General features: G+C 61.3%; 20 protein-coding genes. 15 read left to right on the forward strand and 5 right to left on the reverse strand.

Translation table 11 applies throughout. The features are described from left to right. Positions 1 to 25: 25 nt before the first annotated feature. The 3 genes from AF337_RS27855 to AF337_RS27865 form a co-directional block, all read right to left on the reverse strand. Positions 26 to 574, reverse strand: coding sequence for a GNAT family N-acetyltransferase (locus AF337_RS27855; RefSeq protein WP_244471328.1), 549 nt, complete (start codon positions 572 to 574; stop codon positions 26 to 28). 186 nt (positions 575 to 760) lie between these two features. Beyond that, a complete protein-coding gene (locus AF337_RS27860) occupies positions 761 to 2,590 on the reverse strand; it encodes a peptidoglycan L,D-endopeptidase MepK (protein ID WP_049734683.1) in 1,830 nt (609 codons plus the stop codon). Positions 2,591 to 2,768: 178 nt separating this feature from the next. Then, the gene (locus AF337_RS27865; protein WP_049734684.1) at positions 2,769 to 4,313 is read right to left on the reverse strand and encodes a sigma-54-dependent transcriptional regulator; all 1,545 of its coding nucleotides are present in this window, start codon (positions 4,311 to 4,313) and stop codon (positions 2,769 to 2,771) included. Between the two features lie 207 nt (positions 4,314 to 4,520). Between AF337_RS27865 and AF337_RS27870 the strand changes: the two genes are divergently transcribed. The 11 genes from AF337_RS27870 to AF337_RS27915 all read left to right on the forward strand — a co-directional run bounded on the left by AF337_RS27870 (position 4,521) and on the right by AF337_RS27915 (position 16,099). Beyond that, positions 4,521 to 6,374, forward strand: coding sequence for a M3 family oligoendopeptidase (locus tag AF337_RS27870; RefSeq protein WP_049734685.1), 1,854 nt, complete (start codon positions 4,521 to 4,523; stop codon positions 6,372 to 6,374). A gap of 184 nt (positions 6,375 to 6,558) precedes the next feature. Next, positions 6,559 to 7,746: an aminodeoxychorismate synthase component I gene (locus AF337_RS27875; RefSeq protein ID WP_049734686.1), complete on the forward strand. Its 1,188-nt coding sequence runs from the start codon at positions 6,559 to 6,561 to the stop codon at positions 7,744 to 7,746. Then, on the forward strand, positions 7,743 to 8,372 hold the full coding sequence (locus AF337_RS27880; RefSeq protein WP_049734853.1) for an aminotransferase class IV family protein: 630 nt from the start codon (positions 7,743 to 7,745) through the stop codon (positions 8,370 to 8,372). Before AF337_RS27875 ends, AF337_RS27880 begins: the two co-directional genes overlap by 4 nt. Positions 8,373 to 8,374: 2 nt before the next feature. Then, positions 8,375 to 8,659 (forward strand): YciI family protein, encoded by a 285-nt coding sequence (locus AF337_RS27885; RefSeq protein WP_049734687.1) that lies wholly within the window; start codon positions 8,375 to 8,377, stop codon positions 8,657 to 8,659. 185 nt (positions 8,660 to 8,844) lie between these two features. Further along, positions 8,845 to 10,296 (forward strand): homospermidine synthase, encoded by a 1,452-nt coding sequence (locus AF337_RS27890; RefSeq protein WP_049734688.1) that lies wholly within the window; start codon positions 8,845 to 8,847, stop codon positions 10,294 to 10,296. A gap of 170 nt (positions 10,297 to 10,466) precedes the next feature. Beyond that, on the forward strand, positions 10,467 to 10,841 hold the full coding sequence (gene omp10, locus AF337_RS40950; RefSeq protein WP_082336877.1) for an outer membrane lipoprotein Omp10: 375 nt from the start codon (positions 10,467 to 10,469) through the stop codon (positions 10,839 to 10,841). 29 nt (positions 10,842 to 10,870) lie between these two features. After that, positions 10,871 to 11,191 (forward strand): hypothetical protein, encoded by a 321-nt coding sequence (locus tag AF337_RS27895; protein WP_049734689.1) that lies wholly within the window; start codon positions 10,871 to 10,873, stop codon positions 11,189 to 11,191. A gap of 164 nt (positions 11,192 to 11,355) precedes the next feature. Next, positions 11,356 to 13,296: a bifunctional metallophosphatase/5'-nucleotidase gene (locus tag AF337_RS27900; protein ID WP_049734690.1), complete on the forward strand. Its 1,941-nt coding sequence runs from the start codon at positions 11,356 to 11,358 to the stop codon at positions 13,294 to 13,296. 124 nt (positions 13,297 to 13,420) lie between these two features. Beyond that, entirely contained in the window at positions 13,421 to 14,455 is a 1,035-nt protein-coding gene (gene hemH / locus AF337_RS27905; protein ID WP_049734691.1) for a ferrochelatase, read from the forward strand. Positions 14,456 to 14,602: 147 nt separating this feature from the next. After that, positions 14,603 to 15,640, forward strand: coding sequence for an SPFH domain-containing protein (locus tag AF337_RS27910; protein ID WP_049734692.1), 1,038 nt, complete (start codon positions 14,603 to 14,605; stop codon positions 15,638 to 15,640). A gap of 3 nt (positions 15,641 to 15,643) precedes the next feature. After that, on the forward strand, positions 15,644 to 16,099 hold the full coding sequence (locus AF337_RS27915; RefSeq protein WP_049734693.1) for an NfeD family protein: 456 nt from the start codon (positions 15,644 to 15,646) through the stop codon (positions 16,097 to 16,099). A gap of 28 nt (positions 16,100 to 16,127) precedes the next feature. Here the strand turns inward: AF337_RS27915 and AF337_RS27920 are convergent, their stop codons facing one another. Continuing rightward, positions 16,128 to 17,123: a KpsF/GutQ family sugar-phosphate isomerase gene (locus tag AF337_RS27920; RefSeq protein WP_049734694.1), complete on the reverse strand. Its 996-nt coding sequence runs from the start codon at positions 17,121 to 17,123 to the stop codon at positions 16,128 to 16,130. Between the two features lie 143 nt (positions 17,124 to 17,266). On the opposite strand from AF337_RS27920, the gene AF337_RS27925 reads away from it, so the two are divergent. Next, positions 17,267 to 18,805: an outer membrane beta-barrel protein gene (locus AF337_RS27925; RefSeq protein WP_049734695.1), complete on the forward strand. Its 1,539-nt coding sequence runs from the start codon at positions 17,267 to 17,269 to the stop codon at positions 18,803 to 18,805. 186 nt (positions 18,806 to 18,991) lie between these two features. On the opposite strand, the gene AF337_RS27930 is transcribed toward AF337_RS27925, so the two are convergent. Beyond that, the gene (locus tag AF337_RS27930) at positions 18,992 to 19,843 is read right to left on the reverse strand and encodes a LysR family transcriptional regulator (protein WP_049734696.1); all 852 of its coding nucleotides are present in this window, start codon (positions 19,841 to 19,843) and stop codon (positions 18,992 to 18,994) included. Positions 19,844 to 19,977: 134 nt separating this feature from the next. Here AF337_RS27930 and AF337_RS27935 point away from each other — a divergent pair, with 134 nt between their 5' ends. Genes AF337_RS27935 through AF337_RS27945 form a run of 3 tightly spaced genes read left to right on the forward strand, consistent with a single transcriptional unit; the run spans position 19,978 to position 26,148 of the window. Further along, a complete protein-coding gene (locus AF337_RS27935) occupies positions 19,978 to 22,428 on the forward strand; it encodes a GcvT family protein (protein WP_049734697.1) in 2,451 nt (816 codons plus the stop codon). After that, complete coding sequence (locus tag AF337_RS27940; protein ID WP_049734698.1) at positions 22,425 to 24,878, forward strand: GcvT family protein; 2,454 nt, start codon at positions 22,425 to 22,427, stop codon at positions 24,876 to 24,878. Before AF337_RS27935 ends, AF337_RS27940 begins: the two co-directional genes overlap by 4 nt. Positions 24,879 to 24,912: 34 nt before the next feature. Beyond that, complete coding sequence (locus tag AF337_RS27945; protein WP_049734699.1) at positions 24,913 to 26,148, forward strand: aromatic ring-hydroxylating oxygenase subunit alpha; 1,236 nt, start codon at positions 24,913 to 24,915, stop codon at positions 26,146 to 26,148. Positions 26,149 to 26,168: the final 20 nt, after the last annotated feature.

Consider the following 26,168-nt stretch of genomic DNA (forward strand, 5'->3'; position numbering starts at 1 on the left):
CGGACCTTACGGCGGCTTTTCTTTCTCAGGCTGATCCGCCGTTAAGCCGTCCGATCAGGTCCAATTGCATCACGATATCAGTCTGCGGGTCCTCGCCAACCATGAATGTCGTGCTGCCTATCGCAGCAAATCCGACCCGCTTGTAGAATGCCAAGGCTCGACTATTCCGTTCGAACACCGTCAGTTTCAAGTGTGTAACGCCACGCTGCCCGGCCTCGCCGACAACGGCGTCGATAAGATCGCCAGCCAATCCGCGTCCCCTCCACCTGGCATCGACGTAAATTCGATTGAGAAGAGCAGAGCGTCCATCGGCTGAGCGCACGACGACATACGCATATCCAATGATCAGATCATCGGCCATCGCGACAAAAACGGCGGCTGAAGGATCGTCGATCTCGACCGCCTGGCGTTCCGTGCTGAAATGCTCGTCGATATAGGATTCGAGATCGGATGCTGCTGTGTCGTCGCTGTAGGTATCGCGGAATAGTCGTACCGCGAAGTTGGACAAGGCTTCAGCGTCAGATCGGTGCGCACGTCTAATCACCGACGCGGCTGGCAAAGCACGCTCTGTCACGACACTCTCTCCCTTCGATCCTCGAGCGGATAGAGCGTGCAGAATGCTTCAGGAGGATAGTTTCGGCAAGGACAATGGCCGCAATGTGCCTCCCCGAGTGGGCCGGGCGCGTTGCGTCGATGGAATCCACAATTGGCTGGCTGCAGATCGCATCGGCAGCTTCCGATACTTCGATGTTCCGCAGGCTCAGTTCGTGTTGAACTTGCGCACTTCCATGAAGTTCACAGCCGTGCCGCTGAAGCGGGCAGGATCGACCGAAGCGGTCTTGACGTTGAAGCCCTCGGCATAGACGGCGGTCGGCTGGGCGCGCATAGTCTGGCTGACGAAACGCGGCGCCTTGACCTGCTTGGAGGCCATTTCGAGGCGGGCATTGGTCAGTGCCCATTGCGAGATCATCTTTTCCGTCAGCTTCGGCTCGGTACGAACCGTGGTGCGGCCGGCATCGGCTGCGGCGGCTTCCTTCTGAGTCGGGCGACGGCCCTTGGCAGGAAGTGCCTGGGTCACGGCGCTTTCGGCGGCCGGTTCGTCGAAGCCGTCGCCAAAGCTTGCTGATTTGGTCATCGGCGCCAAGGCTGCGAGTTCGAGCGGCGGCTTTGCGGCAGGTGGCTTTTGCGTCATCGCAGCATTGATCGCCTGCTCCACCGTCATCTCAGGCGCCTTCGACGCGATCTGACTTTCCCCCTCGTTCCGCTGCTGCTCGAGCGCATCGGCGACGGCGGGAGACAGGGCATCCTGATCGGCTTCGTCGGCCTCGGCTTCCGGATCGGCATCGGCCGCGGCAAGAAGGTTCTCGGCAACGGCAGGGCGTTCGATCGGCGTCGGAACCGGCAGACCGTTATCGCCCGTCAGCGACGCAACCTCGGCGTCGCCAGGCGCGCGGCGCGGGCCGAGAAGCGAGGGAACCGGAATGCTGTAGGCGCTGAGATCGGCAAACTGCTGCGGCTGGGCCTGGTCGGCCGGAAGGGCCGCTGCAAGAGCCTGCTGCGCGGCGTTACCCGAAGGCGGCGCGATGAGCGCACTCGCCACGTCGCTGCCGGCAGGCTGGTTGCTGAATGCCGGGCGAACCTGGGGCACCGGCGCGTTCAGATCGGCGACTTCGGTCTGCTGCGGCTCGGCAGGCGCCGGCTCGGCCTTCGGCGGCGTCGCCTTGGCGACGGCAACGGGCGTCGAATCGTCCGAATCGTCTTCCTGCTCGTCCGCTCCGCCGCCAAACAGCGCAGCAAACAGCGTCTTGTGTTTCGGCGCCGATTCGGAAGCGCTGGCGATCTCGATCTGCGTGCCGCTGACGCGGCGCTTATAGTCGGCCATCGCCTGCTGATAGCCCGGCAGCGGCTTGCCGTCAGCCGGAATATGAATGGTGTTGCCGTTCGGGAAAAGCCGGACCAGCTCGTCGCGGCTCATGCGCGGCCAGGCGCGAACGCCGCCGACATCCATATGCACGAAGGGCGAACCCGATTTCGGATAGAAGCCGACGCCGCCGACCTGCATCTTCATGCCGATCCCACGCAATGTCGCGAGCTTGACGTCCGGAATGAAGAAGTCCATTGCCTTGCCGAGCATATGCTGGCTCTTTTCGGCGACGCCCGAATTGCGCGAACGGCCCCGCAGCATCTCGTTGGTACCCGGCGAACGGAAACCGCAGACGACGTTGATATAATCCCTCGAACCGCTCTGACGATAGACTTCCCAGATCAGGTCGAACAGCCGCGGATCCATCTTCGTCGGCTGGTTCTTGCGCCAGTCGCGCAGGAAGCGGTTCAGTTGCTCCAAACCCTTGGGGTCGAACTTGCCGTTGCGCTTGTAGGTGATGACGGCCTTTTCGCCGGTATGGATGAAATAGAGCTTGAGGCTGCGGGTGTCGCCCGCTGCTTCAGAAGGGGTACTGACGAATACCGGTGAGGAAACCGCGAGCGCAAGAAGGGCGGCCGCTGCCGTCCTTGCTGCCTTTCCGCAGATGTCGGCGCACAAACGCCAGCTCAAGCGCCAAGGCTTGTAATTCCCATTCAGATTCGGCAACTCGATCCCCGTCAGACAGACAATGTCCCGTACTGTCTCAGATGACTGTCAAATGCGGTCACACGATGGCAAAAATGCCACACATGATCAACCTTTTCTTTACATAGTGAACGAGCCACTAACAAGTGGTTTATGATCAGTAACAAATCGTGGTTGCCTTAGTCTTAACAAAAAGCCCTTAAGCCGCATCTTTCTGGGGATTATCGGGGTCTATGCCGTAATCTTTGAGCTTGCGATAAAGTGTGGATCGGCCGATGCCAAGTTTGCGCGCCACTTGACTCATTTGCCCGCGATAGAATTTGAGCGCGAATCGGATGAGTTCCTCCTCGACATCGGCAAGCTTGCGCACGTCGCCGGCGGGATTGACGCTGGCGATCGCGTTTTCGGAAGTTTCGGACAGACGGTGGTGCACCTCTCCCGAGATCGACGCCCTGAACTCCTCACCATAGCTGTCGTCGGGATCGAGGCCGGTATTGTCGGCAACCAGCGCCAGGTGATCCACGACTTCGTATTCCGGAAGCTGGGCGGCGATCTGCGGGAAATCCCCCTCGGTCAGCTCCGGCCCTTCGGCCAGAACGACCGCGCGGAAGATCGCGTTTTCGAGCTGGCGGATATTACCCGGCCAGTCATAGGCAGTCAGCAGCGCCAGCGCGCCTGAATTCACCGTCATGCGGCGGCCGTTCTTCTGCTCGCTGGAGAAGCGGTCTGCAAAGACCCGCACCAGATGCGGAATGTCCTCCTTGCGCTTGCGCAACGCCGGAATGGTGATTGGGAAGACGTTGAGGCGATAATAGAGATCCTCGCGGAAATGGCCGTTCTTGACCTCCTCGATCAGATCCTTGTTGGTCGCCGAGATCAGCCGGACATTGACCTTATGCGCAGTGCGCGCGCCGACGGTCTCGATCTCGCCCTGCTGCACGGCGCGCAACAGCTTCACCTGCACCTCGAGCGGCAGGTCGCCGATCTCATCGAGGAAGATGGTGCCGCCGTCGGCTTCCATGAATTTGCCGATATGGCGCTCGGTCGCGCCGGTAAACGCGCCCTTCTCGTGGCCGAAGAGGATGCTCTCGACGAGATTGTGCGGGATCGCCCCGCAATTGACCGTGACGAAGGGTTTGTTCGAGCGGTCGCCGCCGGACTGGATGGCACGCGCCACCAGCTCCTTGCCGACGCCGGATTCACCTTCGAGCACGACCGGAATGTTGGATTGCGCCGCCCGCTGGGCGAGATCGATGACGCGGAGCATCGCCGGGCTTGCCGATACGATGTCGTCGAAGCCGACCGAGCCCGAGCGCGACCGGCGTCCGGCCCGCGCCTTCACCTCGCGCTGATCGAGCTTCATCGCGTTCGAGATCGAGGTGGCGATGCGTTCGGGCGAGACCGGCTTGACGACGAAATCGAAGGCGCCGGCGCGCATTGCCTGCACCACGGTCTCGATGCCGCCTTGGCCCGTCTGCACGATGACGGGGATCTGGGTGCCGAATTCGTGAAGCGCGTCGAGGAATTCGAGGCCGGTCATCTCCGGCATCATCAGGTCGAGCACGATGACGTTGAAAAGGCCGCTGTCGCGCTTGACCATTTCCAGACCGATACGGCCGTTTTCCGCCTGGTGCACGACATGGCCGTGACGCTCGATTGCGTTCTTGAGCAGGCGGCGCTGCACCGGGTCGTCCTCGACCACGAGGATTTGCCCTACTCCCTTGAGCTCATTGTAACCGGTCATTGTCGCCTCACTTCATGCGAAACCATGAAGCGCACTCTGACAGCAAGGCTTGAACATCCAGTTTTGAGAAACAATTGCATTTTAACGATTGGAACGGGTCATTTTCGTGCCGAACCGACGCCTTTCTTGCGCCGAAAGGCCCTTGATGCCGGGCCTTCTCGCGCTTATTCAAGCAGACCTGTTATGAAAGTGGAGAGGAATTGCCCCATGAAAATCGAGCTCCCGCACGCCCGCCTTCTTTTGTCGGCAGCAGCGCCAGCCGGGCCCTCCGATCCGGCGCTCGGCGATCTGCCGGTCTGGAAGCTGCAGGATCTTTATCCCTCCGCCACTTCGACCGCCTTCGTCGCCGACATGGAAAAGGCCGGCAAGGCGGCGATCGCCTTTGAAGAAAAATGGAAGGGCAAACTCGCCGAGGCGGCGACGAAAACCGGCGACGAAGGCATCGGCGCCGCGCTGAAGGAATATGAGGCGCTGGACGATATCATGGGCCGCCTCGGCTCCTTTGCCGGCCTCACCTATTTCTCCGACACCACCGATCCGGCCAACGGCAAGCTCTACGGCGACGTGCAGACCAAGATCACCGAATTTTCCGGCCACCTCTTGTTCTTCGCGCTCGAACTCAACCGCATCGACGACGCGGTGATCGATGCCAGCATGGCCAAAGACCCCGTCGCCGGCCACTACCGTCCCTGGCTGGTCGATCTGCGGAAAGACAAGCCCTACCAGCTCGACGACCGGCTGGAACAGCTCTTCCTCGAAAAGTCGATGACATCGGCGGCCGCCTTCAACCGCCTCTTCGACGAAACCATGGCGGAACTGCGCTATGAAATCGACGGCGAAAAAGTGCCGCTCGAGGTGGCACTGAACATGCTGCAGGAGAAGGATCCCGAAGTGCGCCGCAAGGCGGCCATGGCGCTAGCGGCAACCTTCAAGGCGAATATCCGCATCTTCACGCTGATCACCAATACGCTTGCCAAGGACAAGGATATCTCCGACCGCTGGCGCGGCTTCGAGGATATCGCCGACTCCAGGCATCTCGCAAACCGCGTCGAGCGCGAGGTCGTCGATGCGCTGGCTGCGGCCGTGCGTGAAGCCTATCCCCGCCTTTCGCACCGCTATTACAAGATGAAGGCGAAGTGGCTCGACATGGAGCAGATGAATTTCTGGGACCGCAACGCGCCCCTTCCGGAAACCTCCAGCGCCGTTATTCCCTGGCCCGAGGCGAAGGATACGGTGCTTTCGGCCTACGGCAATTTCGCCCCCGAGATGGCTGATATCGCCAGGCGCTTCTTCGACGAGCAGTGGATCGACGCCCCGGTCCGCCCCGGCAAGGCGCCCGGCGCCTTCGCCCATCCGACGGTTCCCTCGGCCCACCCCTATGTGCTCGTCAATTACATGGGCAAGCCGCGCGACGTGATGACGCTTGCCCATGAACTCGGCCACGGCGTGCACCAGGTTCTCGCCGGCGCGCAAGGGGCGCTGATGTGCCAGACGCCGCTGACACTTGCCGAGACCGCGTCGGTCTTCGGCGAAATGCTGACCTTCCGCGCGCTTCTGGAAAAGACCGGCGACAAGCGCGAGCGCAAGGCGATGCTCGCTCAGAAGGTCGAGGACATGATCAACACGGTCGTGCGCCAGATCGCCTTCTACGAATTCGAGCGCAAGCTGCACACCGCCCGCAAGGCTGGTGAACTCACCGCCGACGACATCGGCGAACTCTGGCTCTCCGTCCAATCCGAAAGCCTGGGGCCGGCGATCAGCATTTCTGAAGGCTACGAGACCTATTGGGCCTATATCCCCCATTTCATCCACTCGCCCTTTTATGTCTACGCCTATGCCTTCGGCGATTGCCTGGTGAATTCGCTCTACGCCGTCTACCAGAAGGCCGAGAAGGGTTTTCAGGAGAAGTATTTCGAACTGCTGAAGGCCGGCGGCACCAAGCATCACTCGGAGCTGCTGAAGCCTTTCGGCCTCGACGCCACCGATCCGTCGTTCTGGAGCCAGGGCCTGTCGATGATCGAAGGGCTGATCGACGAATTGGAGGATTTGGATAAGGTCTGAGAGAGGCGAGTCCCTTCTCCCCTCGGGGAGAAGGTGCCGGTAGGCGGATGAGGGAGCCACACGGCAGAACCTCTCCTTCGCATACGTTCAGGACGTCGCTTCGCTCCAACCCCTGCCCTTCGGGCATCTTCTCCCCGAGGGGAGAAGATGGAAAATATCTGACGCTCCCAATCGCATCTGAGCAATGAGGAGCAGAACAAACCGAAAGCGTTGCGTGGCCGATCAACCCTATATTCTCTTCCACGACGACACATCAGGCCAGGTGATGCTTTTCGCCGAACCGGCCGAGATCATCGTCGCGCGAACGCGCGCCGAGTTCTTTGCCGGCCTTGTCAGGATGGAAGAGGCCAAGGCCGAGGGCAAATGGCTTGCGGGCTATATCGCCTACGAGGCCGGATATCTCTTCGAGGAGAAACTCGCCTCCTTCACCCCTGAGGACCGCGAAACCCCGCTGCTCTGCTTCGGCGTCTTCCACGCGCCACAGGCAGATACACACCCGCTCGCCCAACCGAAACAGCGCCTCGAAAACGAAGAATTTCTCACCGTCCCCAAGGCGGCCTGGGATTTCCCCTTATATAAAGAGCGTTTCGACCGTCTCCACGAGCACCTGCGGCTCGGCGATGCCTATCAGGCGAACCTTACCATGCCGGTCGAGGCCCGCTGGAATGGCGATCCCCTTGCCGCCTTCTGGTCGCTGATCGAGCGCCAGCCGGTCAAATACGGCGCTCTGATCGATCTCGGCGGTCCGCTCATCCTGTCGCGTTCACCCGAACTGTTCTTCCGCACCGACGAAGAGGGCTGGATCGAGACCCATCCGATGAAGGGCACGGCGAAACGCGGCGCCACCGCCACTGAGGATGCCAAAATCGTCGAGGCCATGCGCCGCGATATCAAGACGCAGGCCGAAAACCGCATGATCGTCGATCTGCTGCGCAACGATATCTCCCGCATTACGGAGGTCGGCACGCTCGACGTGCCGAAGCTCTTCGACATCGAGACCTATCCGACCGTCCACCAGATGGTCAGCCATGTGCAGGCCAGGCTCATCCCTGGTCTTTCGATCCGCGACATCTTTTCCGCCCTCTTTCCCTGCGGCTCGATCACTGGCGCGCCGAAAATCCGCGCGATGGAAATCCTCCACGCGCTGGAAGATGGACCGCGCGACGCCTATTGCGGCGCGATCGGCATGATTTCGCCGAGCGGCGCCATGCGGTTTTCCGTCGCCATCCGCACCATCACGCTTTTTGACGGCGGCCGGGCCGTCTTCAATGTCGGCGGCGGAATCGTCTTCGATTCCACCGCCGAGGCCGAATATGAGGAATGCCTGCTCAAGGCCCGCTTCGCCGTCGGCGATCAATGGATCGCGCGATGAACGATTTTTCGCTGATCGAGACGCTGCGCTGGCAGCCCGGCGACGGCTTTATCCGCCTGCGGCTGCATCTCGCCCGGCTTTCCCGCTCCGCCCGCCGCCTTGGCTTCCCGCAGCCGATCGATGCCGTGGCAAGGCTTGACGAAGCCGTTGCAGACGCCACCGGTCCGCTGCGCGTCCGCCTGACCTTCGACGCCCAAGGCCGCATCGAGGTGACGAGCGCCGCCTTCGTTCCGCTGCCGCCCGACACCATCTGGACCGTCCGTCTCGCCGAGACCCGTCTGAACTCCGCCGACAGGCTAGTGCGCTACAAGACCACGCGCCGTGCCGCCTACGAGGCCGCGCGCGCCGAATACACCCCTGCCGAGGCCGATGAAGTCATCCTCTTCAACGAGCGCGGCGAAATCTGCGAGGGCACCATCACCTCGATCTTCTTCGATGATGGCACCGGCATGCTGCGCACCCCGCCCATTTCTTGCGGCCTGCTCGCCGGCGTGCTGCGCACCGAACTCATCTGCGCGCGCAAGGCCCGCGTCGGCCGCCTCGGCCTTGCCGATCTCGACGCCGGCACGCTTTATATCGGCAACTCGCTGCGCGGCCTGATCCGCGCCCACCTTCTGAGGAACTGATCATGTTCATTCTTTCGCTGACCTATCTCAAATCCAATGACGAAGCCGACAGGCATATGGAGCCGCATTTGGCCTGGGTGAAGGAAGGTTATGCCAAGGGCTGGTTCCTCGCCTCCGGCCGCAAGGTGCCGCGCACCGGCGGCGCGATCCTCGCAATCGGCGACCGCGCCGCGATCGAAGCCTATGTCGCCGCCGATCCTTTCACCCTCCACGGCGTCGCCGCATACGACATCATCGAACTTGCCGTGACGACGACGGTCGAAGGACTGGAAATCCTGAAACGCTGATTTGGCAGGAGTCGACCAGACGATCTCGTTGACCTCTCGCCCGTCCGATATTTGAGCTTTCCCGCTCAACACTCTTTATTGTGACGCGGTTTTATGGTTAGAGCCGGTCACTTCGCAATTTCTGCGGCAATTTCAAAAGAATTCTTCGGGCTGAACGCCTTCGTCCCCTTCCACAGGAGAAAAGAATGACGGAACAGAACTATCCGGTATATGCCGAAATTACCGGTCCGATCGTGATGATCGGCTTTGGCTCCATCGGTCGCGGCACCCTGCCCCTGATCGAGCGCCACTTCAAATTCGACAAGAGCCGGATGGTCGTCATCGACCCGCGCGAAGAGCCCTCGGACATGGAGATCCTGAAGAAGCACGGCGTCCGCCACATCAAGGAATATGTCACCAAGGACAATTACAAGGAGCTGCTGAAGCCGCTCTTGACGGAAGGCAAAGGCCAGGGTTTCTGCGTCAACCTCTCGGTCGACACCTCCTCGCTCGACCTGATCAAGCTCTGCCGCAAGCATGACGTGCTCTATGTCGACACCGTCGTCGAACCCTGGCTCGGCTTCTATTTCGACAAGGGCATGAGCAATGCCGACCGCACCAACTATGCGCTGCGCGAAACCGTGCGCAAGGAAAAGGCGAAGAACCCGGGCGGCGCCACCGCCGTCTCCACCTGCGGCGCCAATCCGGGCATGGTCTCCTGGTTCGTCAAGCAGGCGCTCGTCAACCTGGCCAACGACACCGGCTTGAAGTTCGACGAACCGGACCAGCACGATCGCGAAGGCTGGGCCAAGCTGATGAAGAAGCTCGGCGTCAAGGGCGTCCACATCGCCGAGCGCGACACCCAGCGCACCAAGCACCCGAAGCCGCTCAACGTCTTCTGGAACACCTGGTCGGTCGAAGGCTTCATCTCCGAGGGCATGCAGCCGGCCGAACTCGGCTGGGGCACGCATGAAGAGTGGATGCCGAAGAACGCCAAGAAGCACAAGAAGGGGAACAAGGCGGCCATCTATCTGGAGCAGCCGGGCGCCAATACCCGCGTGCGCACCTGGTGCCCGACGCCCGGCCCGCAATACGGCTTCCTCGTCACCCACAACGAGTCGATCTCGATCGCCGACTACTTCACGGTTCGCGACAAGGACGGCGAAGTGACCTTCCGCCCGACCTGCCACTATGCCTACCATCCGGCCAACGACGCCGTGCTTTCGCTGCATGAAATGTTCGGCAATGGCGGCACGCCGCAGCCGGTCCACCACGTTCTCGACGAGGACGAACTGGAGGACGGCATCGACGAACTCGGCGTCCTGCTCTACGGCCATGAGAAGAACGCCTACTGGTACGGCTCGCGCCTGTCGCTCGAAGAAACGCGCCGCATCGCGCCCTATCAGAACGCCACCGGCCTGCAGGTCACTTCAGCCGTTCTCGCCGGCATGGTCTGGGCGCTGGAAAACCCGACTGCCGGCATCGTCGAAGCCGACGAGATCGATTACAAGCGCTGCCTCGAAGTGCAGATGCCCTATCTCGGCCCGGTCGAAGGCCATTACACCGATTGGACTCCGCTCGACGGCCGTCCTGGCCTCTTCCCAGAGGACATCGACACCAAAGATCCTTGGCAGTTCCGCAACATTCTCGTTCGCTGAGAGTGCTCGCATAAGCTCGATAATGCCCGCCGCAAGGCGGGCATTTTTGTAACGCTGGCTGTATAAATGGCCTCCCCGCCGCGCCAAGCCTTGCCATCATGGCGGGCGCACGCCATGTTTTGCCCGAACTTGGCGGGTGACCGCCACGCCGAATCGCCGGGAGAAGCCTTATGAAAATCAGAACTGGTCTCGTTCTTGTCGGTGCCGCCGCCGCGCTTGCCGCCTGCGTTTCATCGGAGCCGCGACAGAGGGCGATTGCAGTCGCCCCACCCGTTACGAATTCTGTTGAAGGCGAATGGACGGATGCCAATGGCTTAACCTCCACCTTCACAGGCGGGCAGTTTGTAACGCGCACAAGCGACGGAACAAACACGCAGATGGCATCGGGAACTTATACGGTCGGATCTGATCAAATTATCCAGATTAACCTTTATTCGAATGTGAAAAAAACAAGCTCTCTCGTCAATTGCGCCCTCATTGGACCAAGCCAGCTTAATTGCACCACCGCAACAGGGTCCCAGTTCACCCTTTCCCGCCGCGGCTGAAGGGTGAGGCGATAGGCCGAAAGCACACTATGCGGGCCGTCGCCGCTTACCTCATCCTGCTGCTCGCAATGCCGCTTGCCGCGTTGGCCGTCGTTTTGCCGGCCAACGTCTATCGTGCCCAGGGCATCGACGCTCCCGATTGCGACGGACCGCTGCAGGTGTTGATCTTCGCCCTGCCGGTCGTGCTGATCTATGGCGTCGGCACGTTCCTTGTCTATCGAGCCGGGCGGCGCTTTCATCGCCTCATTTCCCTTCTCTGCCTGATCATGGCACTCTCCGCGGTTCCGAATATTGTCGAGGCAGTGCACGAACTCCATCGAAATGCCGCCGCTGACGAATGCCGGGGATAGCAGCGCTTTTTTGTCCCGCCCCTCTTGGAAAGAATGCCGTCTGGCCCAGCTTTCCCTTGCAGTCATATGTCGTGTCATGGAACATCGGCATACCGGGTACCGCCCCGGCGGACTATGGAAGGGATCGGCGAGGGGGATCTTTCGCCTCAATCAGGAGAACAGGGATGACGAAGTCTTTCAGCTTCGGTCTTTTGACCGCGTCCATGCTGGCGCTGAGCGCGGGCGCCGCTTTTGCGGATTACGAACTCAATATTCTTCATATCAACGATTTCCATTCGCGCATCGAATCGATCAACAAGTTCGACTCCACCTGCTCGGCCGAGGAAGAAGGCAAGAAGGAATGCTTCGGCGGCGCTGCCCGCCTGAAGACCGCGATCGACCAGCGCCGTCAGGCGCTTCCCGGCAAGAATGTCCTCCTGCTGAATGCCGGCGACAATTTTCAGGGATCGCTCTTCTACACCACCTATAAGGGCGCGGCCGAAGCCGAATTCCTCAACCTGATGAAATTCGACGCCATGACCGTCGGCAACCATGAATTCGACGACAGCGAGGACGGGCTTGCGACCTTCCTCGAAAAGGTACAGTTCCCTGTCGTTACCGCAAACGTCAAGGCGACAGCCGCCTCCAAGCTCGGCGACCGCATCAAGCCGTCGCTGGTGCTCGATGTCGCCGGCCAGAAGATCGGCATCGTCGGCGCCGTCACCAATGATACGGCAGAACTTTCCTCCCCCGGCCCGAATGTCACGATATCAGATGACGTCCAGGCCATTACGGCAGCCGTTCAGGATCTGAAGGGCCAGGGCGTCAACAAGATCATCGCTCTGACCCATGTCGGTTATCCCCGCGACCTCGCTTTGATTGCCAAGATCCCGGATGTCGATGTCGTGGTCGGCGGCCACTCCCATAGCCTGCTCTCCAATACCGACCCGAAGGCCGAAGGCCCCTATCCGACGATGGTTGACAATCCCGGTGGCTACAAGGTGCCGGTCGTCCAGGCCGCCTCCTACAGCAAGTATCTCGGCGATCTCGTCGTCAATTTCGACGATAACGGCGTCGTCAAGGATGCCAAGGGCGATCCTATCCTGATCGATTCCAGCTTTACGCCCGATCCGGCTGTGGTTGCCCGCATCGCGGAACTGGCCAAACCGATCGAGGAACTGCGCAAGAAGGTCATCGGCTCCTCCGAAGCCCCGATCGACGGCGACCGCAAGGTCTGCCGCGTCAAGGAATGCTCGATGGGCAATCTGGTGGCCGATGCCATGCTTGACCGCACCAGGAACCAGGGCGTCACCATCGCCTTCCAGAATGGCGGCGGCCTGCGCGCCTCGATCGACGGCGGTGAGGTCACCCAGGGCGAAGTCATCACCGTCCTGCCCTTCCAGAATACGCTCGCCACTTTCGAGACGACCGGCGCAGATGTCGTCAAGGCGCTCGAAAACGGCGTCAGCCAGATCGATCAGGGCGCCGGCCGCTTCCCGCAAGTCGCCGGCCTGAAATTCGCTTTCGACCAGTCGAAGCCTGTCGGCAGCCGCGTCAGCGATATCCAGGTGAAGGAGGGCGACACCTTCGCTCCGATCGACCAGGCCAAGACTTACAAAGTCGCCACCAACAACTTCATGCGCTCAGGCGGCGACGGCTATTCGATCTTCAAGGAAGGCAAGAACGCCTATGATTTCGGTCCGGATCTTGCCGACGTGACCGCCGAATATCTGGCCGCCCACTCACCCTATAAGCCCTATACCGACGGCCGCGTCACCGAAAACGGCGCGGCTGTGGCGCAGGCGGCCGAACCGGCCGCTCCCGCACCGGCAACGCCGCCAGCCCCTGCACCAACCGCCGAACCCGCGCCCGCTCCTGCGGCACCGGCGGCGCCTGCACCAGCGCCAGCAGCACCCGCCCCCGCCGCGGAACCAGCGCCGGCAGCCTCCGCACCTGCCGCAGCGACGCCGTCCACCCACGTCATCGCCGCCGGTGATACCTTCTGGGATCTTGCGGTGACCTTCTATGGCGACGGCACGCTGTGGCGGAAGCTTTCGGAGGCCAACGGCAGTCCGAACCCGCGTCACCTGACGGTCGGCAAAGAGATCGAGGTTCCTGCCAAGTAAGACGATTTGTCCCGATTTCCATGGCCGGCCCGGGCTTTCCCGGGCCGGCTTTTCTTTCTATAGGGTGAACCATGATCTTGAGGCTGCGTATGAGCCGACGAGACAAAAGAGCGTTGGGGCCAGAATGACAGCAGATATTTCACTCCGCCCGGCAGACCATCCGGCCGTCAAGTCAGGCAAGATCGGCGTCCTGCTGGTCAATCTCGGCACGCCCGACGGCACCGACTACACGTCGATGCGGCGCTATCTCCGGGAGTTCCTCACCGATCGCCGCGTCATCGAGTGGTCGCGCTGGAAATGGTATCCGATCCTGTTCGGCATCGTGCTCAACACCCGCCCGCAGAAGGTCGGCAAGGCCTATGAGCTGATCTGGAACAAGGAGAAGAACGAAAGTTACCTCCGCACCTATACGCGCAATCAGTCCGAGCTGATGGCCGGGCGCCTGAAGGATCTCGAAAACGTCAAGGTCGACTGGGCGATGCGTTACGGCACCCCGTCGATCGCCTCGCGCATCGACGCGCTGAAGCAAGAAGGCTGCGACCGTATCGTGCTCTTCCCGCTTTATCCGCAATATGCGGCAGCGACTACCGCCACCGTCAACGACAAGGCGTTCCAGAAGCTGCTTTCGATGCGCTGGCAGCCGGCATTGCGCACCGTGCCCGACTATCACGACGACGAGACCTATATCGACGCCCTCGCAAAGTCCGTCGAGAAGCATCTAGCGACGCTCGACTGGAAGCCGGAAATGCTGCTCGCCTCCTTCCACGGCATTCCGATGTCCTATTTCAAGCAGGGCGATCCCTATTACTGTCAATGCCAGAAGACCGGCCGGCTGCTGCGCGAGCGGCTGGGGCTGACCAAGGAAAACTTCATGGTCACTTTCCAGTCCCGCTTCGGGCCGGAGGAATGGCTGCAGCCCTATACCGACAAGACGGTGGAGAAGCTCGCCCAAGACGGCGTCAAGCGCATCGCCGTCATCAATCCGGGCTTCGTTTCCGACTGTCTGGAAACGCTGGAAGAGATCGCCGAACAGGCCGCCCATTCCTTCCACGAGAATGGCGGCGAGAAGTTCGCACATATTCCCTGCCTCAACGACGGCGAGGACGGCATGAAGGTGCTGGAAAAGGTCGTCCGCCGCGAATTGCAGGGCTGGATCTGAGAGATCCCACGCTGAAAAATCCGCCCTGACCCATCCTTCTTTTCCTTGGAGGCGGGGCCTTCGTGGGTCATTTCTTCCTCGCAAAGAACATGCTACCTCACCACATCAGTTGTGAGGCGCGCATGCATGCGCCGATAGGAGGAATTCATGCTGTTCGGCGGCTTCGACATCGTCGTGATCGTGCTGGTCATCTTCGTCATCCTGGTGCTCTTTGCCGGGATCAAGACCGTGCCGCAGGGCTACCGCTATACGATCGAGCGCTTCGGCCGCTACACCCGCACGCTGGAGCCCGGCCTCAACCTGATCACGCCCTTCATCGAGCGTGTCGGCGCCCGGATGAACGTGATGGAGCAGGTGCTGAACGTGCCGACCCAGGAGGTGATCACCAAGGACAATGCCTCGGTCTCGGCCGATGCCGTCGCCTTCTATCAGGTGCTGAACGCCGCCCAATCCGCCTATCAGGTTGCCAACCTCGAAAACGCCATCCTCAATCTGACCATGACCAATATCCGCTCGGTCATGGGCTCGATGGATCTCGACGAACTGCTCTCCAACCGCGATGCGATCAATGACCGGTTGCTGCGCGTCGTCGACGAGGCCGTGCAGCCCTGGGGCATCAAGGTCACCCGCGTCGAAATCAAGGACATCCAGCCGCCGCGCGATCTCGTCGATGCGATGGCCCGGCAGATGAAGGCCGAGCGTGAGAAGCGCGCCCAGGTGCTGGAAGCCGAGGGCTCGCGCAACGCGCAGATTCTGAGGGCCGAAGGCGCCAAGCAATCCGCCATTCTCCAGGCCGAAGGCCAGCGCGAAGCCGCCTTCCGCAATGCCGAAGCCCGCGAGCGCCTAGCCGAGGCCGAAGCCAAGGCAACGAAGATGGTTTCCGAAGCGATTGCCGCCGGCGACATCCAGGCGATCAACTATTTCGTCGCGCAGAAATACACAGAGGCGCTCACCGCGATCGGTTCGGCATCCAATTCCAAGATCGTGCTGATGCCGATCGAAGCCTCTTCCATCCTGAGCTCGCTCGGCGGCATCGGCGCCATTGCCCGCGAAGTGTTCGGCGATGCCGGCAACAACCCGGCATCGCCGCCGCCCCTGCCGCGTCCCCGCCCGGCGCCGGCGCGCTCGACGCCGCCGATCAGCCCGTCGACCCCCAATCCGTTCAATCCCGATCAGGAGCGCTAAACCATGCTGGCGAAGATCATCGCCGAACTTGGTCCCTGGAGCTGGTGGGTCGCGGGCCTCGTGCTGCTCGCCGCCGAAATGATCGTGCCCGGCTTCTTCCTGGTCTGGATCGGCCTTGCCGCCCTGATCGTCGGCGCGCTGTCGCTCATCTTCTGGGAGAGCGCCTTCTGGGTCTGGGAGCTGCAGGCAATCCTTTTTGCCGTGCTTGCCGTCGCCACGACCTTCGCCGGCCGCCGGCTGACATTGCGCAATTCGACGACCGACGAGCCCTTCCTCAATCAGCGCGGCGCGAGCCTGGTCGGCCGCACGGCGACGCTGCACGAACCGATCCGCGAGGGCCGCGGCCGCATCCGCCTCGATGATACGCTATGGCAGGTAATGGGACCCGACCTGCCGGCGGGAACGCAGGTGAAGGTGGTGTCGAGCAACGGCCGCGACCTGACAGTCGAGCCCGTCTGATGTAACAGCTCTGATCAAACCACTCTGATCAGGCGACGCCGATCCGTAGCAGGTCGTGGAAATGCACCAGCCCGACCGGCCGGCGGTCGTCGTCGATGACGATCAGCGCGCCGATGTGATGCTGGTTGAGCAGCGCCAGCGCGGCGGTCGCCAGCATCGTCGGCTTCACCGTCTTCGGCGTCCGCGTCATGATGTCGTCGACGGCAAGCTCGGCAAGATTGCGGGTCAGATTGCGCGCCATGTCGCCTTCGGTGACGATGCCGCAGAGCCGCCCATCCTCGTCAAGCACGCCGACGCAGCCGAAATGCTTGCGCGACAGCACCGTGATCGCCTCCGGCATCGCCGTGCCCCTGGCCACGAGCGGCAGCCGCTCGCCGGTATGCATGATATCGGCGACATGCATCAGGCTCGCGCCCAGCTTGCCGCCGGGGTGGAAGACATGGAAATCCGTGGCGGTAAAGCCGCGCGCCTCCAGCAGCGCCACCGCCAAAGCATCGCCGATCGCAAGCTGCATCAGCGTCGAGGTTGTCGGCGCCAGCCCATTCGGGCAGGCCTCCTGCTCGTTCGGCACGAGAAGGACGATATCGGCGGCGGTTGCAAGCGAGGAACGGTCGCTGCAGGTGATCGCGATCAGCGGAATGGAGAAACGCCGCGTAAAGGAAATGATGCTTTTGAGCTCGGCGCTCTCGCCGCCTTTGGAAATCGCCAACACCACGTCATCGGGCGCGATCATGCCGAGGTCGCCGTGATTGGCCTCCGCCGCATGTACAAAAAAAGCAGGTGTCCCGGTTGACGCGAACGTCGCCGCAAGCTTGGCGCCAATATGCCCGCTTTTGCCGACGCCGGTGACGATGACACGGCCGGAGATGTCGCTGATGGCTTCGACCGCGCGGGTGAAGGGAGCGGCCAATCCATCGTCGAAGGCCTGTTCGAGCGCTTCAAGGCCGCGTCTTTCAGTCTCTATCGTGCGTTTTGCCGATTCGAGCACGCTGTTTTCAACGAGGTTTATCGCTCTTCTGTTCATGAAGCTGCGTTAGACCTTTTCACTTTCCAAGTCCACCCCGCACGCTTTCCGAAATGTGAACGGCGCCCGCCATCGGCAACGAATGATTAACCACGAGGCTTTACCTTTGGGTAAGAACCGAAAGCATGTCAGGCGCGAATTGCATGGGCCAACCAAAACAGACGAGCAGTGTGACGCCGCTCCGCGCCATGAGCCGTGCCGTCTCTTTTGCTGCGTTCGGTGGCCTGCTTCTCAGCCAGACGGCTGCCCTGGCGCAGTCCGCTTCGTTGCAGTCGGCGACCAGCCGCGCAGTATCCTCCGAGAACAATCGCGCTACGACCGGTGCGGCATCAGAAGCCGGTTTCGATGACGAGAGCGACGGTTCGGCCGCGCCGGCGGCAAACAGTGTGGCCACAAACGCAGACGATGCCCAGAGGCCCGCCATACCGGACGCGCAATCCGGCGACGACATTACCGGCTCCATCCTCGACGACGACATCCGCCGGCTGAACACCCGCGAAGCACCGATCGACGAAACGCTGCCGCGACGCCGGGCTGCCGAAAGTGCCTCGACGGCGGAAACGCCGGGCATTCCGATCGGCACCTTCGTGCTGCGCCCGAGCGTCACCCAGAGCATCAACACCGAGACCACCAAGGACGGCAATACCAGAGAGCAGCGCTCCTTCCTAGAAACCGATGCGGCCGCGACGCTGACCTCCGACTGGGGCCTACACCAGCTGACAGTAACCTCGGAAGGCGCCTGGCAAAAGAATGTCAGCGGCGACGGCGAGGAGCAGCCTTCCTTCAAGATCAACAGCGACCTCAGGCTGGATCTTCCCGACGATACGGTCGCCCACCTCACCGCCGGTTATAATTTCTATCGGGAAGATACAGACGACCCCGACGCCATTGCCAATGCCGCGCAACAGTCCGACGTGCAGGAATTCACAGCCGGCGCCTCCGTCCAACGCGATTTCGGCATCCTGCGCGGCACGACGGCGCTGGCGCTGACCCGCTCGATCTATTCCGACGCCACGCTTTCGAACGGCACAACCGTTGCGCTGAGCGACCGCGATCAGACGACCGGCACGCTGCGCGGCCGCGTCGGCTACGAGCTGTCTCCCGCGCTCATCCCCTTCATCGAGGCGACGGTCGGCCGAACCCTCTATGACGAGACGCGCGATTCCGCCGGCTACGAGCGTTCCGGCCATAGCTATGGCGCCAAGGCAGGCGTCGAGGTCGATCTCGGCGAAAAGCTGAAGGGTGAAGTCGGTGTCGGCTATGAGATGGCGGATTTCGAAGACAGCCGTCTGTCGTCGATTGATACCGCGACACTCGATGCGAGCCTGCTCTGGTCGCCGATCCGCGGCACCGATGTCAATTTCGACCTGCAGACGAGCATCCAGCCCTCGACCACGGCGGGCGAGAGTGGCTACGTCTCGCACGCCTTGACCACGACGGTCACCCACCAGCTGCGCGACAATCTGGTGGGCACGATGATCGGCGGCGTCATATGGCGCGATTATCCCACTGACAGCACCATCAACGACGAGCTCGTCTACACCGCGGCGACTGGGCTGACCTGGAACATCAACCGCTATCTCGATCTGACCAGCACGCTCGGCTACGAGCTGACCACGCGCAAGGACGGCGACGACTCGCAGCAATTCCGCGCCGGCGTCGGCCTGAAGCTCAAACGCTAGAGCATGATGCCGAAAAGTGTGAGCGGTTTTCGGGCGACATCATGCTCTAACTCTTTAATTTAGAACAGGATTCAGATTTAAGGCCGACCCGGCCTTAAATCATCCTGGTTCTAGCGCAGCGCTACCTGCCCCAGACCACACGCAAAAGCGTCTTCCGAAATTGCTCCGAAGTGATCTGCCACCGGCTCAGGCTGATGCTATCAGATCCTGCAGGATGCCGATGATGCGACGGTGCTGATGGGCGTGGCGTGTGCGGATGCTGGTTGCGGCATAGACCGTCTGTTGAATGGGTGGAGCGTCCTCTATCGGGAAAGCGACACCCTCCTTGGCAAGTCGCGCGGCGCTGCTTTTCATGACGTAGGCAGCGCCCCCCAGCGTCGTGAGCAAACCCGTGATGGCGGTGTTCTGCCCCGACGCCAGCGGTGCCGCCGACAGATGCGGCAAAGCCAGTCTGTGGGCACGGTCGAAGGCCGGTGAATAGATGGCCTGGATATAGGTTTCCGGTCGAAGTGCGCCGACGGTGCACGCGACTGTGCTGACCAGATTATATGTCATTTCCCCGATTCTTTCATAGTGAAGGTCGGGCAGATAGTGCGGCGTATAGAGAACGGCCAGATCGAGATCTCCAGCTGCGAGGTCTCGGTTCATCTGGATCGAGTAGTCCGCTTCCAGGTAGATCGATGTCCCAGGCAGCTCAGCGCGGACCGCAGAAAGCCAGCGCCCGGCAAAGATTTCGGCAAGGTCGTGTTGGATGCCAAGCCGCATGGATCGCTCATAGGCGCCCGCATTCTCGACCGCCCGAGTTGCTTCATGCCACTGGTATTGCAGGGCTTTCGCATGATCGAGGAACCGCAGGCCCGACGCCGTCGGTGCGGTGCCACCCTTGTTGCGCGTGAAGAGCTTTCGGTTGAACTGCGCCTCCAGCGCCTTGACGCGATGGGAAACGGTTGATTGCGTGATGTTCAACCGCTCCGCCGTGCGGTTGAAGCTGCGGGTTTCCATCAGGTCGAGAAAAGTCTCGATGAGATCAATCTGCATGTTCTTTCCGGGCTCACTGGGGCGAGGGCAATCTTCGCGTTATCTAATCGAATTCTTCGATCAATAAAGCAAGTTCCCTCCGCTTGATGCCGTTCCCGTTCGTTGCCAGACTTGCCTTTGAACGAGGAGCAGCCATGTCGAATTTGCCATCTCACGCGCGCGTTGTGATCATCGGGGGAGGTGCTGTCGGCGTTTCCGCACTCTATCATCTGGCCATGGCGGGCTGGACCGACGCGGTGCTTCTGGAAAAAAACGAATTGACGGCCGGATCGACTTGGCATGCGGCCGGCAATGTGCCGACGTTTTCCTCCTCCTGGTCGATCATGAACATGCAGCGCTATTCGGCCTCGCTCTATCGCGAGCTGGGCGCTCAGGTCGACTATCCGATGAATTACCACGTGACCGGCTCGATCCGGCTCGGCCACTCGAACGAGCGGCTGCAGGAATTCAAGCGCGTGGTCGGCATGGGACGCTACCAGGGCATGGACCTCGACATCCTGTCGCCCGAGCAGATCAAGTCGAAATATCCTTTTGTCGAGACCCATGACCTCATCGGCGCGCTCCACGATCCCTATGACGGCGACATCGACCCGGCGCAGCTGACCCAGGCCTTGGCGAAGGGCGCGCGCGACCTGGGGGCGAGGATCTTCCGCTTCTGTGTCGCAACCGGTGCGCGCCGGGAAAACGACGAATGGATCGTTTCCACCCCGGAGGGTGATATCCGCTGCGAATATGTCGTCAATGCCGCCGGCTATTACGCCCGCGAAGTCGGCAAATGGTTCGGCCGCGAGGTGCCGATGATGGTGATGAGCCATCAGTACATGCTGTTCGAAGAAATTCCTGAGCTTGCCGCCTGGTCGAAGGAGGTCGGCCACAAGCTGCCGCTGCTGCGAGACGTCGATAGCTCCTATTATCTGCGGCAGGAAAAGACCGGAATGAACCTCGGTCCCTATGAGCGCAATTGCAAGGCGCATTGGCTGACGCCCGACGATCCTATGCCGGAGGATTTCTCCTTCCAGCTTTTCCCTGACGATCTCGAGCGGCTGGAATGGTATCTCAATGACGCAGTCGAGCGCGTGCCGATCCTCGGCACGGCCGGCCTGTCGCGCATGATCAACGGGCCTATCCCCTATACACCGGATGGAAATCCGCTGATCGGGCCGATGCCGGGCGTGCCGAATGCGTTTGAGGCCTGCGTCTTCACTTTCGGTATCTGCCAGGCGGGCGGTGCCGGCAAGGTGCTGGCCGAATGGCTGACCGAAGGGCAGACCGAATGGGACATGTGGTCCTGCGACCCGCGTCGCTACACGCGCTTTGCTTCCGACCAGGACTACTGCCTCGCCAAGGGCATGGAAGTGTACGGCCACGAATATGCGATGCATTTCCCGAAACACGCCTGGCCTGCTGGTCGAAACAGGAAACTCTCGCCGATCCATGATCGGATCGCGGCACTTGGTGCGCAATTCAAGCCCTATAATGGCTGGGAGCGCGCCAACTGGTACGCCAAATCAGGCGATGACACGTCGGTACAAACAACGCAGACCTGGAATCGGGCGGGGCCGTGGCAGAAACGGATCGAGGAGGAATGCCTGGCAGTGCGTGATGCTGCGGGCATTCTCGATCTGCCGGGCTTTTCCCGCTACTGCCTGCAGGGTGAGGGTGCACGCGACTGGCTGCTCGGCTTGATCACCGGCAAGGTGCCGAAACCCGGCCGCATCGGACTTGCCTATTTTGCCGACGACAAAGGCCGTATCGTCACCGAGATGTCGGTGATGGCGCTGGAAGAGAACCTTTTCTTCTTGACCACCGCAGCGACAGCGCAGTGGCACGATTTCGCATGGTTGCAGAAGCATCTGCCGAAAGACGCGCGATTCACGCTCGACGATGTGACGGACGATTTGACCTGCCAGATACTGTCAGGGCCGCAATCGCGTGCCATCCTTGCAGACATCACGGACGCCGATCTTTCCAAGCCGTGGCTGACGCACCAGTCCTGCCAGATAGCAGGCCGCCGGCTGCAGTTGGTGCGCGTCTCCTTCGTCGGCGAGCTTGGCTGGGAGCTTCACACGAAGGTGGACGACACGGCCACGGTCTTCGACGCGGTCTGGGCCGCGGGCGGGAAGCATGGTCTGAAGCCCTTCGGCATGGAAGCACTCGACAGCCTGCGTATCGAGAAGGGCTACCGCGCCTGGAAGGGCGACCTTTCGACCGATTACACCATACTGCAGGGCGGGCTGGAGCGTTTCGTCGACTGGGCAAAACCCGATTTCAAGGGCAAGGCGGCGCTCGGGCGCGAGAAGCAGCAAGGTGTGACGAAGCGCTTCGTCACACTGGTCGTCGATGCCGGCGAATGTGACGCCCCCTATATGTCGACGCTCTGGTGCGACGGTCAGTTGGTCGGAGAGACAACGTCGGGCAACTGGGGCTACCGCGTCGGCAGGTCCGTGGCGCTCGGCATGCTGCGGTCGGATCTGGCGGTGCCGGGCACGGAGCTGGAGGTTGAAATCTTCGGCGACCGGTTCAAGGCCGTCGTCCAGCCCGACCGGCCGTTATGGGATCCCGAGAACGAGAGGCTGCGAGCGTGACGAAACCCATCCCCCAAAAGGCACGCGCCGTGATCATCGGCGGCGGCGTCTCAGGCTGTTCCATCGCCTACCACCTGGCCAAGCTTGGCTGGACCGATGTCGTGCTGCTCGAACGCAAACAGCTCACCTCAGGCACCACATGGCACGCGGCCGGCCTCATCGGTCAGCTCCGGGCCTCGCAAAACATGACGCGCCTTGCCAAATATTCCGCCGATCTCTACGTCAGGCTGGAGGCCGAAACCGGCATCGCCACCGGCATGCGCCAAAATGGCTCGATCACGGTTGCCCTGACCGAAGAGCGTAAGGAAGAGATCTACCGTCAGGCCTCGTTGGCCCGGGCGTTCAAAATCGACGTTCGCGAGATTTCGCCGGAAGAGGCGAAGGCGCTTTACCCCCATCTCAACATCGGCGACGTCAAGGCAGCGGTTCACCTGCCGCTCGACGGACAATGCGACCCGGCAAACATCGCCATGGCGCTCGCCAAGGGAGCGCGGCAGCACGGTGCAACCATCATCGAAGGCGTAAAAGTCATCGAGGTGCTTGCCAGAGATGGTCGAGTCGTCGGTGTCGTCTGCGAGCAGGCCGGCGAGCGTTTCACGATCGAGACGGAAAATGTCGTCAACGCCGCCGGCATGTGGGGCAGAGATCTCGCTCGGCAATCCGGCGTCACCCTGCCGCTGCATGCCTGCGAGCATTTCTATATCGTCACCGAGCCGGTTGAAGGGCTGAAGTCTCTGCCTGTGCTGCGTGTCCCGGACGAGTGTACCTATTACAAAGAAGATGCCGGCAAGATGCTCATCGGCGCCTTTGAGCCGGTCGCCAAGCCTTGGCCGCCGGCGGGCGAGGCGATCCGCGAGGACTTCTGCTTTGACCAATTGCCGGAGGATTTCGACCACTTCCAGCCGATCCTCGAAATGGCGATCAACCGGATGCCGATGCTGGAAACTGCCGGCATTCACACCTTCTTCAATGGACCGGAGAGCTTTACACCCGACGATCGCTATTATCTGGGCGAGGCGCCGGAAGTGAAAGGCTATTGGGTGGCGGCCGGATACAATTCGATCGGCATCGTATCTTCCGGTGGCGCCGGCATGGCGCTTGCCCAATGGATGAACGACGGCGAACCGCCCTTCGATCTCTGGGATGTAGACATCCGGCGCGCCCAGCCCTTCCAGAAGAACCGGTTCTACCTGAAGGAGCGCGTCACGGAGACGCTCGGCCTGCTTTACGCGGACCATTTCCCCTATCGGCAGATGGCGACCGCGCGCGGCATACGTCGCTCGCCGATCCATGAGCACCTTGCGGCGCGTGGCGCCGTGTTCGGCGAAGTGGCCGGCTGGGAGCGTGCCAACTGGTTCGCCAGGGAAGGGCAAGAGCGGAAATACGAGTATAGCTGGCGGCGGCAGAACTGGTTTGAAAACCAGCGCGAGGAACATCTGGCAATCAGGACCGGCGTCGGTCTCTTCGACATGACCTCCTTTGGCAAAATCCGGGTCGAAGGGCGAGACGCCTGTCGCTTCCTGCAACGGCTCTGCGCGAACCAGATAGACGTGCCCGCCGGCCGTATCGTCTACACGCAGATGCTGAACCGTCGTGGCGGCATCGAAAGTGACCTCACCGCAACCCGGCTGACCGAAACCGCCTTCCTGCTCATTGTTCCAGGTGCGACACTGCAGCGTGATCTTGCCTGGCTGCGCAGGCACGTGGCCGATGAAAATGTCGTGCTTACCGATATGACGGCGGCCGAAAGCGTGCTCTGCGTGATGGGTCCGAAGTCGCGTCAGCTGGTGCAGAGGATCAGCCCTGACGATTTCTCCAACGATGCCCATCCCTTTGGCACCGCGCGGGAAATCGAGATCGGCATGGGACTGGCTCGCGCTCACCGCGTCACCTATGTCGGCGAGCTCGGCTGGGAGCTGTATGTCTCCACCGATCAAGCCGCCCACGTTTTTGAGGCGCTGGAACTGGCAGGCCTGGACCTCGGTCTGAAGCTTTGCGGCATCCACACGCTCGATAGCTGCCGCATCGAAAAGGCGTTCCGCCATTTTGGCCATGACATTACCGATGAGGATCATGTGCTGGAAGCAGGCCTCGGCTTCGCCGTCAAGACGGGCAAAGGCGAGTTCATCGGCCGCGATGCCGTCTTGCGCAAGCAGGAAACGGGCCTTGATCGCCGGCTGGTGCAATTCAAGCTCACAGATCCTGAACCGTTGCTCTTTCACAACGAGGCAATCATCCGCGACGGAGAGATCGTCGGCACGATAACCTCCGGTAATTACGGCCATTTCCTCGGCGGTGCAATTGGGTTGGGTTACGTGCCCTGTGAGGGTGAGAGCGTGGCGAAAGTGCTTGGCTCATTTTACGAGATCGAGATTGCGGGAACGAGGGTGAGAGCCGAGCCATCACTTGCGCCGATGTATGATCCGAATGCCGCGAGGGTCCGGATGTGATGACGGACCTATCGGTATTTCCGGAGACATTCCCATGCTAGCACCTGAAACCAAAACACCGGCTGCGCCATCGGTCGACCGCATCGATCAGCTCATTGCGGCTCATAAGCCGGGCCACGGTCTTGCCCGGCCATTCTACATAGATCCGGACATTTATGAGCGTGATCTGGAGCGCGTGTTCCGCCGCCATTGGCATTGCCTCGCGCATGAGAGCGTTGTTCCAAATCCGAATGACTTCGAAGTGTTTCGCATGGCCTCGGAGCAGGTGATCGTCACGCGACATGCCGATGGAACAATTCATGCGCTGCTCAATGTGTGCCGCCATCGCGGCGCCGAGGTCTGCACCCGGGATAAGGGCAATGCCCGTGTCTTCGTCTGTCCCTACCATGCCTGGACCTATGGCAATGATGGAAGCCTGAAGGCAGCAAGGCTGATGCCAAAAGATTTCAAGCGGGAGGATTACGGACTGAAGACGCTGCATGTCCGTGTGGTCGAAGGCTTGATCTTCATTTCCTTCGCAGACGACCCGCTCGATTTCTCCGAGGTCGAAAATCTGCTCTATGCGACCTGCGGCCAATATGGCTGGCGGCAGGCTAAGGTGGCGCATCGGCAGACCTTTCCTGTCGACGCCAACTGGAAGCTGGCGGTGGAAAACTATGTGGAATGCTACCATTGCGGCCCGGCGCACCCCGAATATTCGCAGACTCATGCGCTGGAACAGCCGCTGCACATGATCGAGACGCTGAACGCCGCGATGGAGGAACGCACATGCGCCCTCGGCATCGCGGTCGGTTCCGGCGATCACTGGCAGACATCCGCGGCGAACAGAGAAGCCATCCACGCGTTCCGCTATGCGCTTTATGACGGTGTTAAGACCGGCAGCCAGGACGGCTCGCCGCTCAGCATGCTGATGGGCCGATTTACCGAATTTGATGGCGGCGTCACCTCAGTCCATCTCGGCGGCACCTCATTTCTCGTCTGCTATCCCGACCACGGCATGATCTATCGCTTCATTCCGAAGGGCCCGACAGCTTGCGAGATGGAACTGATCTGGCTCGTCAACAGTGAAGCCGAGGAGGGCAGAGACTATGATCTCGCCAAGCTCGTGTGGCTCTGGACGGTGACGACCGACGAGGACAAGGCCATCATAGAGCACACGTCGCGCGGCGTTCTCTCGCACTATTTTGTGCCGGGACCGATCGCGCCGATGGAGCAGAACGAACTGCGCTATATCAACTGGTATCTGGACGAGATCAGTCGGCCGAACTGACCGAATTCTAAAGCCGCGCG

The sequence above is a fragment of the Rhizobium ecuadorense genome (assembly GCF_001187535.1).
In the GTDB taxonomy this organism is placed as follows: domain Bacteria; phylum Pseudomonadota; class Alphaproteobacteria; order Rhizobiales; family Rhizobiaceae; genus Rhizobium; species Rhizobium ecuadorense.

Excerpts from the sequence above, each read along its gene's own strand:
- AF337_RS27930 (WP_049734696.1), bottom strand. The coding sequence starts at position 19,843 with ATGCAGATTGATCTCATCGAGACTTTTCTCGACCTGATGGAAACCCGC.
- hemH (WP_049734691.1), top strand. The coding sequence starts at position 13,421 with ATGACAGCAGATATTTCACTCCGCCCGGCAGACCATCCGGCCGTCAAG.
- AF337_RS27900 (WP_049734690.1), top strand. The coding sequence starts at position 11,356 with ATGACGAAGTCTTTCAGCTTCGGTCTTTTGACCGCGTCCATGCTGGCG.
- AF337_RS27885 (WP_049734687.1), top strand. The coding sequence starts at position 8,375 with ATGTTCATTCTTTCGCTGACCTATCTCAAATCCAATGACGAAGCCGAC.
- AF337_RS27945 (WP_049734699.1), top strand. The coding sequence starts at position 24,913 with ATGCTAGCACCTGAAACCAAAACACCGGCTGCGCCATCGGTCGACCGC.
- AF337_RS27895 (WP_049734689.1), top strand. The coding sequence starts at position 10,871 with ATGCGGGCCGTCGCCGCTTACCTCATCCTGCTGCTCGCAATGCCGCTT.
- AF337_RS27865 (WP_049734684.1), bottom strand. The coding sequence starts at position 4,313 with ATGACCGGTTACAATGAGCTCAAGGGAGTAGGGCAAATCCTCGTGGTC.
- AF337_RS27870 (WP_049734685.1), top strand. The coding sequence starts at position 4,521 with ATGAAAATCGAGCTCCCGCACGCCCGCCTTCTTTTGTCGGCAGCAGCG.
- AF337_RS27880 (WP_049734853.1), top strand. The coding sequence starts at position 7,743 with ATGAACGATTTTTCGCTGATCGAGACGCTGCGCTGGCAGCCCGGCGAC.
- AF337_RS27915 (WP_049734693.1), top strand. The coding sequence starts at position 15,644 with ATGCTGGCGAAGATCATCGCCGAACTTGGTCCCTGGAGCTGGTGGGTC.
- AF337_RS27875 (WP_049734686.1), top strand. The coding sequence starts at position 6,559 with ATGAGGAGCAGAACAAACCGAAAGCGTTGCGTGGCCGATCAACCCTAT.
- omp10 (WP_082336877.1), top strand. The coding sequence starts at position 10,467 with ATGAAAATCAGAACTGGTCTCGTTCTTGTCGGTGCCGCCGCCGCGCTT.
- AF337_RS27910 (WP_049734692.1), top strand. The coding sequence starts at position 14,603 with ATGCTGTTCGGCGGCTTCGACATCGTCGTGATCGTGCTGGTCATCTTC.
- AF337_RS27935 (WP_049734697.1), top strand. The coding sequence starts at position 19,978 with ATGTCGAATTTGCCATCTCACGCGCGCGTTGTGATCATCGGGGGAGGT.
- AF337_RS27920 (WP_049734694.1), bottom strand. The coding sequence starts at position 17,123 with ATGAACAGAAGAGCGATAAACCTCGTTGAAAACAGCGTGCTCGAATCG.
- AF337_RS27925 (WP_049734695.1), top strand. The coding sequence starts at position 17,267 with ATGGGCCAACCAAAACAGACGAGCAGTGTGACGCCGCTCCGCGCCATG.
- AF337_RS27890 (WP_049734688.1), top strand. The coding sequence starts at position 8,845 with ATGACGGAACAGAACTATCCGGTATATGCCGAAATTACCGGTCCGATC.